The sequence below is a fragment of the Hyphomonas sp. genome (assembly GCF_013823385.1).
Lineage (GTDB): Bacteria > Pseudomonadota > Alphaproteobacteria > Caulobacterales > Hyphomonadaceae > Hyphomonas.
Window position 1 is genome coordinate 1 of record NZ_PNMA01000056.1, and the last position, 8,666, is coordinate 8,666.

Annotated in this window: 9 protein-coding genes and 1 tRNA gene; 4 read left to right on the forward strand and 6 right to left on the reverse strand. The window is 64.1% G+C overall.

Going from position 1 to position 8,666, the window contains the following annotated elements; genetic code table 11:
• Both C0456_RS18730 and C0456_RS18735 read right to left on the reverse strand, forming a co-directional pair.
• Positions 1-264 (reverse strand): hypothetical protein (locus C0456_RS18730; protein ID WP_291055512.1); only part of this gene is annotated, 264 nt, incomplete at its 3' end.
• Positions 264-353: a potassium-transporting ATPase subunit F gene (locus C0456_RS18735; RefSeq protein WP_267619191.1), complete on the reverse strand. Its 90-nt coding sequence runs from the start codon at positions 351-353 to the stop codon at positions 264-266. The genes C0456_RS18735 and C0456_RS18730, both read right to left, overlap by 1 nt.
• 241 nt (positions 354-594) lie before the next feature.
• On the opposite strand from C0456_RS18735, the gene C0456_RS18740 reads away from it, so the two are divergent.
• Complete coding sequence (locus C0456_RS18740) at positions 595-1,419, forward strand: transporter (protein ID WP_291055518.1); 825 nt, start codon at positions 595-597, stop codon at positions 1,417-1,419.
• A gap of 112 nt (positions 1,420-1,531) precedes the next feature.
• Here the strand turns inward: C0456_RS18740 and C0456_RS18745 are convergent, their stop codons facing one another.
• From C0456_RS18745 to C0456_RS18755, 3 genes are read right to left on the reverse strand one after another with little or no spacing between them, the layout of a single operon-like run.
• Entirely contained in the window at positions 1,532-2,473 is a 942-nt protein-coding gene (locus C0456_RS18745; RefSeq protein ID WP_291055521.1) for a HEPN domain-containing protein, read from the reverse strand.
• A 46-nt stretch (positions 2,474-2,519) separates the two neighbouring features.
• The gene (locus C0456_RS18750) at positions 2,520-2,741 is read right to left on the reverse strand and encodes a conjugal transfer protein TraD (protein WP_291055524.1); all 222 of its coding nucleotides are present in this window, start codon (positions 2,739-2,741) and stop codon (positions 2,520-2,522) included.
• 22 nt (positions 2,742-2,763) lie between these two features.
• On the reverse strand, positions 2,764-3,069 hold the full coding sequence (locus C0456_RS18755; RefSeq protein ID WP_291055527.1) for a conjugal transfer protein TraD: 306 nt from the start codon (positions 3,067-3,069) through the stop codon (positions 2,764-2,766).
• A gap of 173 nt (positions 3,070-3,242) precedes the next feature.
• On the opposite strand from C0456_RS18755, the gene traA reads away from it, so the two are divergent.
• A complete protein-coding gene (gene traA, locus C0456_RS18760) occupies positions 3,243-6,164 on the forward strand; it encodes a Ti-type conjugative transfer relaxase TraA (protein ID WP_291055530.1) in 2,922 nt (973 codons plus the stop codon).
• Between the two features lie 116 nt (positions 6,165-6,280).
• Here traA and C0456_RS18765 read toward each other — a convergent pair.
• Positions 6,281-6,371: transfer RNA gene (locus C0456_RS18765), tRNA-Ser, on the reverse strand.
• A 266-nt stretch (positions 6,372-6,637) separates the two neighbouring features.
• Here C0456_RS18765 and C0456_RS18770 point away from each other — a divergent pair.
• Positions 6,638-7,492 carry a DUF1134 domain-containing protein gene (locus C0456_RS18770; protein ID WP_291055533.1) on the forward strand — a complete coding sequence of 285 codons (855 nt, stop codon included), beginning with the start codon at positions 6,638-6,640 and terminating at the stop codon, positions 7,490-7,492.
• 69 nt (positions 7,493-7,561) lie between these two features.
• A partial coding sequence (locus tag C0456_RS18775; protein WP_291055536.1) for an aromatic amino acid transaminase occupies positions 7,562-8,666 on the forward strand: 1,105 nt, incomplete at its 3' end.

An 8,666-nucleotide genomic window follows, 5' to 3' on the forward strand; every position in this document is an offset into this window, starting at 1 on the left:
ATGGAATACCAGATTGGACCGCCTCTGCTGGGGCTCGCCCCAGCAGAGGCGCATCGCACCCGCCTCAAACGAATTTCCAGACGTCAAGTTACAGTACCTGCCCATCGACAGGTGGTACAAAAAGATCAGCGTAGCCGCCGCCGCGACAACCGCCGTGGTGAACATCACCGGATTGCGCATCAGTGTGCGCGGATCGAGTTTAACGAAAGCATCGCGCGCGGCAGGAGCCAGCAGCGCGCGGTCGAACATGCCAGCGGCAGCCATCAGAACCGCTCCGGCCGAAGCAGCACGATGCCAAGGTAAACAAGCAGGCCCAGCGCCACCAGCGCCGCCAGCAGAAGGTCGAAGGTCATGAAGGCTCCTTTCGCTTTCGCAAAAGGGCCATTGGTGCAAAGTTGCGTGAAATCTCGCCGGGGGAAACGGCTCTCACGCATTAAATCTGCGTGAAGATAAGCCTAGCCGGATAGCTGATGGTACAGCGTTTCACGCAGATTTCACGCATTGGCACGGCATTCCGCATGGCGATTTAAGGCGTGTCAGGACGAAAAGCGTAGGCACCGAGCGGCGCGCAGGCCGCAATGAGGAGCTTCCACAATGCGTTTCCGGTTTTCTCCTGCCGCCGCGGCCTGCGCTGTGATGTGTGCCGCTGCACCTCTGTCCGCTCAAGATACCCCCGCTGGGCCAATTGAGGAACCTGCGCCGATCTGCACGGATCGCCCTACCAAGGGCACCGCGACCTGCACCGTCCCAAAGGGGATGATTCAGGTGGAAAGCGATGCGATTTTCTGGTCCCGATCCGACACGGAAGGGCAGCGCAGCGATGTGCTGGTCTATACCAACCCGACGGTGAAGTTTGGCCTGACCGACAGCAGCGACATCCAGTTCAACCTCGCCCCGCAGGTCGAAGTGCGCAACCGCATTGCCGGACAAACCGTTACGCAGCGCGGTGTGGGTGATTTGACCGTGCGCTTCAAGCAGCGCCTTACCAACCCCGGCGACCGCGTTCAAATCGCCTTGGTCTCCTTCGTTAAGGTGCCGACCGCCGAGCGCGGGATCGGCAATGGCGAATGGGAGGGCGGCCTCGTGACATCGGTGCAGGTTCCCGTCGGGGCTGCGACACTAACTTTGGTGCCGCAATTTGCGCTGCTGTCCGACAGCCTGGAACCCGAAGATCGCCACGTCGAGTTCCAGGGTCTAGTCAACCTCGCCTATCCGCTCGGCTCCCACACGACAATCGCAGCCGAGCTGTGGACCGCGCAGAACTGGGATCCGTCTGGCACCGTGCGGCAATACTCAGCAGATGCGGCGATCAGCCATCTGTTGAACAACAACCTGCAAATCGACATTGGTGGCAACTTCGGCCTCAATCAGGCGACACCGGACTTGCAGGTCTATGCAGGCATTTCGGCGCGGTTCTGACGCATTCCCTTGGAGGAATCGGTCAGAACCAAGATGGTCGGATTGGTGTCGGTAGCTTGAAGTCCGCTTTCGGCTCAAGATCGACGAAAACGGACGTAAAATCCCTAATTGGTCACCGGACCTTGTCTGGCTTCGCTTTTGCTTCGGCTTTGAGCTTGTCGATACGCTCCGAGCAGACCTCGTGGACAACGCGGCCAAGCTCCTCGACCTGCGCGCCGAGCCATTCAAGTTCATCTTTGGTGACGCGATAGTGTTTCGAGTAGCGCGCCTTGACGTAGGCGTCCTTGAGCTTCTCAAACCGGGCGCGATCCTTCTTGAGCTCGCGCGGCCAGACGTAGGTGAGACGAGGATCGATCCGCTCAGCCTGAGTGCGCAGGAAGCCGAGATTGTGAACGTGAGGGGTGTAGAAGGTGCAGACGAGCAGCACGCAGTGATAAAGAGACTCTGCAGCTTGATGCAACACGAACGACGCCTGCTTTAGGTCGCCTTCAGCGACCCCTGATCGATACATTTTGTAGAATGCATTGGATTGAGGCAGCCATTCGCTCTGATACTCCCGAGCCATCTTCAGCGCCTGTGTCGGTGTCTTGGGCTTGGGGGTGTGCAGTTCGGTGTCGTCGGACTGGTAGACCGCGATCCCTTCCTGCTTCACGTCCATGAAGAAGTAGCGCCCGTGGGCGAGCCCGTCGTTCACCTCCTGCAGGGTGTGGACGATGAAATTGACCGGGGTCCGCAGCGTACCGGTAAGGCCATATTCGCGCATCAGCCGCTCATCGAGCTTGGACCAGTACTTCACCCGGTCGGTGAGCCGCTTGTCGCTGACGATGATCAGCAGATCGAAGTCCGAGCGGTAGCCCTTGGCGGTATGCGGCTCGTCGACCCAGGTGCCGCGCGCATAGCTGCCATAGAGGATGACCTTGAGGATGCGCCCGGCCTTCTTCCACTCGTGTTTGGCGAGAGCGAAGGCGTCGTCGAACTCCTCGAAGATCAGCTGCACCACGCGCTCCAGCTCGCGCTGCTTTTGCGGAGGCAGATGATCGAGGTCGGTGCGCATGGTCACATGAGTGTAGCAGGGCGGGACTCGCGGTGCACCTTTGTTCTTATCCGCTTTGTTCGAAGGCGCGCTTCCCGCGCCGTCGCCACAGGGCCAACATCTGTTCGCGTTCCTCGCCCTGCAATTTGGCAGCAATGGCGAGGAACGCGCCCAGCAGCACAGGCCGGTCATCATCGATGAGTTCGATGAGCCCAGCTTTCCGGACCAGACCGCCGAGCTCGATCAGTTGCTTTGTCCGCTCGCGGCGTTTGATTTGCCAGTCGCGCATGTCGGTGCGAGCCTTGCGCAGCTCAAGCCTGTGCCGCGCTGCTGTCAGGCGAGTCAGCGCGGTTTGGCTCGCGCTCAGTTCCTTTGCCAGCGTTGCGGCTTTTGCTCTGAAAAAACGCGTTACCGCGTTTGCGCCAGCTCTCCTTTCTGGCGCCATCGGTGGTCTCGGCGATGACCAGCAGTGCACCGGCCAGGGTCTCGGCGTCGATGCTGTCGGCACCGGTGGCGATTACCAGCTCGCCCAGCTGCAGCACACGGCGTTCCTTGAGCTGCTTGGTCTTCTCGGCGAGCGCCTTGAGCTCGGCATCGATATCTCTTGGCTTACGCATCATGGTTCTCCGTTTTGGGGTTGATGCGCTGATTGTAGATGGTGAGCTCGTCCAATGCTTTAGTGTCGTCGGGACCGTGTGAGACCGGGTAGTCCCGAACAGGATTTTATCATGTGAGGGCGCGCTTATACGTCGTGCCGACGTGGCTTGTGTGACGTAGATGGTTCGCCGTTATGGCGATCTACCATCTCTCCGTGAAAGTCATCAGCCGCTCGGCCGGGCGCAGCGCGGTTGCTGCCGCTGCCTATCGCTCGGCAGGCCGCCTGCTCGATGAGCGGATCGATCGCACCCACGACTTCACCAACAAGGGCGGAGTCGTGCACTCCGAAGTGCTGCTGCCCGAAGGTGCGCCCGAGCATCTCTCCGACCGCGAACGACTGTGGAACGCGGTCGAGGCATCCGAGAAGCGAAAGGACGCGCAACTGTCGCGCGAGGTAGAGTTTGCGATCCCGCGCGAACTGAACAAGGAACAGGGCATCGCCCTTGCCCGAGACTTTGTCCAGACCGAGTTTGTCGAGCGCGGCATGATTGCCGATCTCAACGTGCACTGGGATGTTGGCGCTGATGGCCTCGCCAAGCCGCATGCGCATATCATGTTGACGATGCGCGAGGTCGATGCAGATGGCTTCGGCGCAAAGGTCCGCGACTGGAACCGCACCGAACTTGTCGAGCAGTGGCGCGAGCGCTGGGCAGATCACGTCAACCAGCGACTGGCGGAGCTCGATATCGATGCGCGCATCGATCATCGCAGCCTTGAGGCGCAGGGCATTGGCCTGGAGCCGCAGGACAAGATCGGCCCCGCTGCCTCGCGCATGGAGGGGCGCGGGCTTGAGGCCGAGCGGATTGAAGAACACCGAGCCATCGCCGAGCGGAACGGCGCGCGGATCATTGCCGATCCGGGCGTCGCGCTTGATGCGATCACGCACCAGCAGGCCACCTTCACCAATAGGGATCTTGCCCGCTTCGTTCACCGCCACAGTGACGGGAAGGATCAGTTCGATGCGGTGATGAGCGCGGTGCGGCGCTCGCCGGACCTTGTTGCGCTCGGCAAGGACGGGCGCGGCGAAGAGCGGTTCACCTCCCGCCAGATGATCGACACCGAGCAGCGGCTGCAGCGTGCGTCTGAAATGATGGCCGAACGCAGCCAGCATGCGGTCAATGAGCATTGCCGGGACGCGGCGCTGGCGCGCGCAGCAGAGCGTGGTCTGGTTCTCTCCGGCGAGCAGCGCGCGGCGTTTGAGCATGTTACCGGCGAGCGTGATCTCAGCGTCGTGGTCGGCTATGCCGGGACGGGCAAGAGCGCGATGCTTGGTGTCGCGCGCGAGGCCTGGGAAAGTGCGGGCTACAATGTCCGCGGTGCAGCCCTGTCAGGCATTGCCGCCGAGGGCCTGGAGAACGGCTCGGGCATTGCCTCGCGCACCATTGCCAGCCTTGAGCATCAATGGAGCGAGGGGCGCGAGCAGCTCACCTCGCGCGATGTGCTCGTGATCGACGAAGCCGGCATGGTCGGCACGCGCCAGATGGAGCGCGTGCTGTCCCAGGCCGCCGATGCAGGCGCAAAGGTTGTGCTGGTCGGCGATCCGCAGCAGCTGCAGGCGATCGAAGCAGGTGCAGCCTTCCGCGCGATCCATGAGCGGCATGGCGGGGTCGAAATCACCGAGGTGCGTCGTCAGAGTGACGATTGGCAGCGTGATGCCACACGGCAGCTTGCCACGGGAAGGACCGGGCTTGCCATCGCGGTCTACGAAGAGCGCGGGATGGTACATGCTGCCGAGACGCGCGAGTTGGCGCGCAGCGAGCTGATCGAGCGCTGGGATCGCGAGCGGCAGGCGAGCCCGAACGACACGCGGATCATCCTCACCCACACCAATGACGAGGTGCGCGCACTCAACGAGGCGGCACGCGAACGGCTGCGCGATGCTGGCGAGCTTGGGGATGATGTGGTCATCGGCACTGACCGCGGCCAGCGGCAGTTTGCCAGCGGCGACCGCATCATGTTCTTGCGTAATGAGCGCGAGCTCGGCGTGAAGAACGGCACGCTCGGCACGTTCGAGGAGGTCACGCCGCAGCGCATGTCCGTGCGCGTCGATGACGGTCGCAGCCTTGCCTTCGACCTCAAGGACTATGCCCATGTTGATCACGGCTACGCCGCCACGATCCACAAGGCGCAGGGCATGACCGTCGACGAGGCGCACGTGCTCGCGACGCCGGGCATGGACAGTCACGGGGCCTATGTGGCGCTGTCGCGGCATCGCGACAGCGTTGCCCTGCATTATGGCCGCGATGACTTCGCCGATCAGGCTCGGCTTGTGCGCACTCTGAGCCGCGAGCGCGGCAAGGATATGGCCAGCGATTATCAGCACGCCGATCCGGTGCAGGCCTTTGCAGAGCGGCGCGGGATCACCTTCCGCGAGCGGGTTGCTGAAATCATCCGCAAGGTGCCCGAGAAGGTGCGCGGTATATTTGACGGGCTGCGTTTGCCCAGGACGGGTGTTCCGGAACCGGCAGTGCCGGAACGCAAGGTGGTTAAAGATCCCGAGGCCGAACTACGCCGCGCACGCACCAAGGCGCTCATTCGCCATGCGCGCGCGGTCGATAATATCCTCGCCACGAAGGATGCGGGGCAAAGGTGGAGTCACGCTCAAGCGCGCGAGCTCAACTCATCCCGCGATGCATTCGAGGAAGTGCGGCCGCATGGCTGGCGCGATGCCGAAGCCGCCTACAAGAAAAACCCGGAACTCGCCCGCGAGGCAGGCAGCGGGCAGGTCCGGCGTGCTGTGCAGGCGCTCCAGCTCGAGACCGAACTCCGCACCGATCCGCAGCGCCGCGCCGATCGCTTCGTGGCGCGCTGGCAGGAGCTCAAGAAGACCGGCGAACGCCAGTATCGCGATGCCGACATGTCCGGCTATCGGGCAACGCGCTCAGCCATGGGCGACATGACCAAGAGCCTTCAGCGCGATCCGCAGCTGGAATCAATTTTGGCAAGCCGCAAGCGCGAGCTCGGGATTGGCTACGACACAGGCCGCAAGCTGGGTGCGGAGCTTGCGTTCACCCATGGCATCGATCTTGGCAGGGGACGAGGGCTCGGGATTTGACTCCAGCAACGCAGAATAGTCTATTGATATCCGGCCCTTAAAAATGGGACCGCGAGTGGGACCAATTCCCCAGAAGGGAAATCTTCTATGACATAACAAGCCGTTAAAGGCGGTGGTGGCGGAGACGGAGGGATTCGAACCCTCGGTACCCTGATAGAGTACGGTTCCTTAGCAGGGAACTGGTTTCAGCCACTCACCCACGTCTCCGGGCAACAGCTTGGGCTGCGAGGGCGGGGCTATAGTCGGCACTTGGACGGGCGGCAAGGTGGCTTGGCGAAAAAACCGCCGGTGCGCTTGCGGTGTTCCGGTTCTGGCCGGTTCTGGTCGTGTTCAGGCTCGCAGCAATAGCCCTGCCACGGTTCGTCGCGTTTCGGATTCGCCTCGGCGATGGGCGGTTGCCTCGCGGGGCGGAAGCGATTCTCTTCCGATCCGCAGAAAACCGGGGCTGACACTGACATGCGAAAGGTCGCACAATGAGCATGATGACCGCCCGTTTCCCTGAAGCCCGCCTCGCTGACTGGGGCCGCCGCATGGCAGGCCATGCGCTGGGCGCGCTCGCGGCGCTGTGCCTTACCGCTCCGGCGATGGCGCAGGCGCAGGATCTCGAGACTGTCGATCCCGATGCGGCCTGGAGCCAGCAGAACGGCGGCATCGACGCCGATCTCGCCGCGCCGCAGGCTCCGCCCGCCGCCACCACCACCACCGACGGCCAGCCGCCCGCCGATCCGAGCGTCGATGCCACCTTCGGCGATCTTGCAGCGCCGTCCGCCTCTTCGGACACCGCCCCGCTCCCGCCGCAGGACACCCTGCCGCCCGCGACCGACGCTGCCCCCGTCGCCGCCGCCGAAACCTATGGCGAGGATGACCTGATCGGCGCGGCCGAGGGCGTGTTCGGCAAGGGCGCGGAAGGGCTCGCCAAGCTGATCGAGGACCTGCTCAAGAAGCAGGGCCGGCCCAACGGCTACATCGTCGGACGCGAAGCGGGCGGGGCGTTCATCGTCGGCGCGCGCTACGGGTCGGGCACGCTCCACCACAAGGTCGAAGGCCAGAAGAAGGTCTATTGGACCGGCCCCTCGATCGGCTTCGATGCCGGGGCCAATGCGGGCAATACCTTCGTCCTCGTCTACAACCTGTTCGACACCGAGGACCTGTTCAAGCGCTTCCCGTCGGGCGAGGGGCAGGCCTATTTCGTCGGCGGCCTTACCGCGAGCTACCTGCGCCGCGGCGATGTGGTGCTGATCCCGATCCGTGTGGGCGCGGGGCTGCGGCTCGGGGTCAATGCCGGCTACATGAAGTTCTCCAAGGAACAGAAGTGGCTGCCCTTCTGAGCGCGTAAATCCACCATTGCATACGAAAGCCGGTTGCGATCGGCGCGCGCGGAGGCCATGCGCTCGCGCATGATCGACCGACTCAGCCCCCAGGCGCCCGACGCCCTGCTCGCCCTGATCCGCCTCCACGCCGCCGATCCGCGCGCCGACAAGATCGACCTCGGCGTCGGTGTCTACCGCACCGAGGACGGCGCGACCCCGGTGTTCGCCGCGATCAAGGCAGCCGAGCAGGTGCTGCTCGATACGCAGGTGAGCAAGTCCTACCTCGGCCCCGAGGGCGACATGGGTTTCGTCACCGCGCTGATGCCCTATATCTTCGGCGCGGGCGACCCGACGATGGGCGGGCGCATTCAGGGGATGCAGACCCCGGGCGGCACGGGCGCGGTGCGCCTCGCGCTCGGCCTCGCGCAGAAGGCGGGCGTGAAGCGCGTCCACATGGGCGTGCCGAGCTGGCCCAACCACGCGCAGATCCTCGCCGATCTCGGCATGGAGCTGGCGCCCTTCGACCACGCCAACGTTGATGGCACCGCCAACCTCGACGCCGTGCTCGCCGCGATCAATGGCGCGGGCGAGGACGAGGCGGTGCTGCTCCACGCCTGCTGCCACAACCCGACCGGGATCGATTACACCGCCGACCAGTGGACCGCGATCACCGACGCCTTTGCCGACAGCGGCAACTTCCCCATCATCGACGCCGCCTATCAGGGCCTCGGCCACGGGATGGAAGAGGACGCGGCAGGCATGCGCGGGCTGCTGGCCAAGGTGCCCGAGGCCTTCATCGCCTATTCCTGCGACAAGAACTTCGGCCAGTACCGCGACCGCGTCGGCGCATTCTACGTGCTGGCGAAGGATGCGGGCGCGCTCGATACCGCCTTCTCCAACGCCAATGCGCTGGCGCGCGCGGGCTGGTCGATGCCGCCCGACCACGGCGGCGCGGCGGTGCGGATCATCCTGCGCGATGCGCAGATGACCGCGCAGTGGCTCGCCGAGCTCGACACCATGCGCGCGCGCATGCGGCAGGTGCGCGATGCGCTCGCCAAGGCGGGCAGCGCGGGGCGGGTCGACCTCACGCCGCTCGGCCACCAGAACGGGCTGTTCTCGATGCTGCCGGTCACCAAGGAGGAGGTCGCCACCTTGCGCGAGGAGCACGGCATCTACATGGCCGCCTCGGGCC

Bases quoted from the DNA above. Each gene is read 5' to 3' on its own strand.
- C0456_RS18735 (WP_267619191.1), bottom strand. From the start codon at position 353: ATGACCTTCGACCTTCTGCTGGCGGCGCTGGTGGCGCTGGGCCTGCTT.
- C0456_RS18740 (WP_291055518.1), top strand. From the start codon at position 595: ATGCGTTTCCGGTTTTCTCCTGCCGCCGCGGCCTGCGCTGTGATGTGT.
- C0456_RS18745 (WP_291055521.1), bottom strand. From the start codon at position 2,473: ATGCGCACCGACCTCGATCATCTGCCTCCGCAAAAGCAGCGCGAGCTG.
- C0456_RS18750 (WP_291055524.1), bottom strand. From the start codon at position 2,741: ATGCGCGACTGGCAAATCAAACGCCGCGAGCGGACAAAGCAACTGATC.
- C0456_RS18755 (WP_291055527.1), bottom strand. From the start codon at position 3,069: ATGCGTAAGCCAAGAGATATCGATGCCGAGCTCAAGGCGCTCGCCGAG.
- traA (WP_291055530.1), top strand. From the start codon at position 3,243: ATGGCGATCTACCATCTCTCCGTGAAAGTCATCAGCCGCTCGGCCGGG.
- C0456_RS18770 (WP_291055533.1), top strand. From the start codon at position 6,638: ATGAGCATGATGACCGCCCGTTTCCCTGAAGCCCGCCTCGCTGACTGG.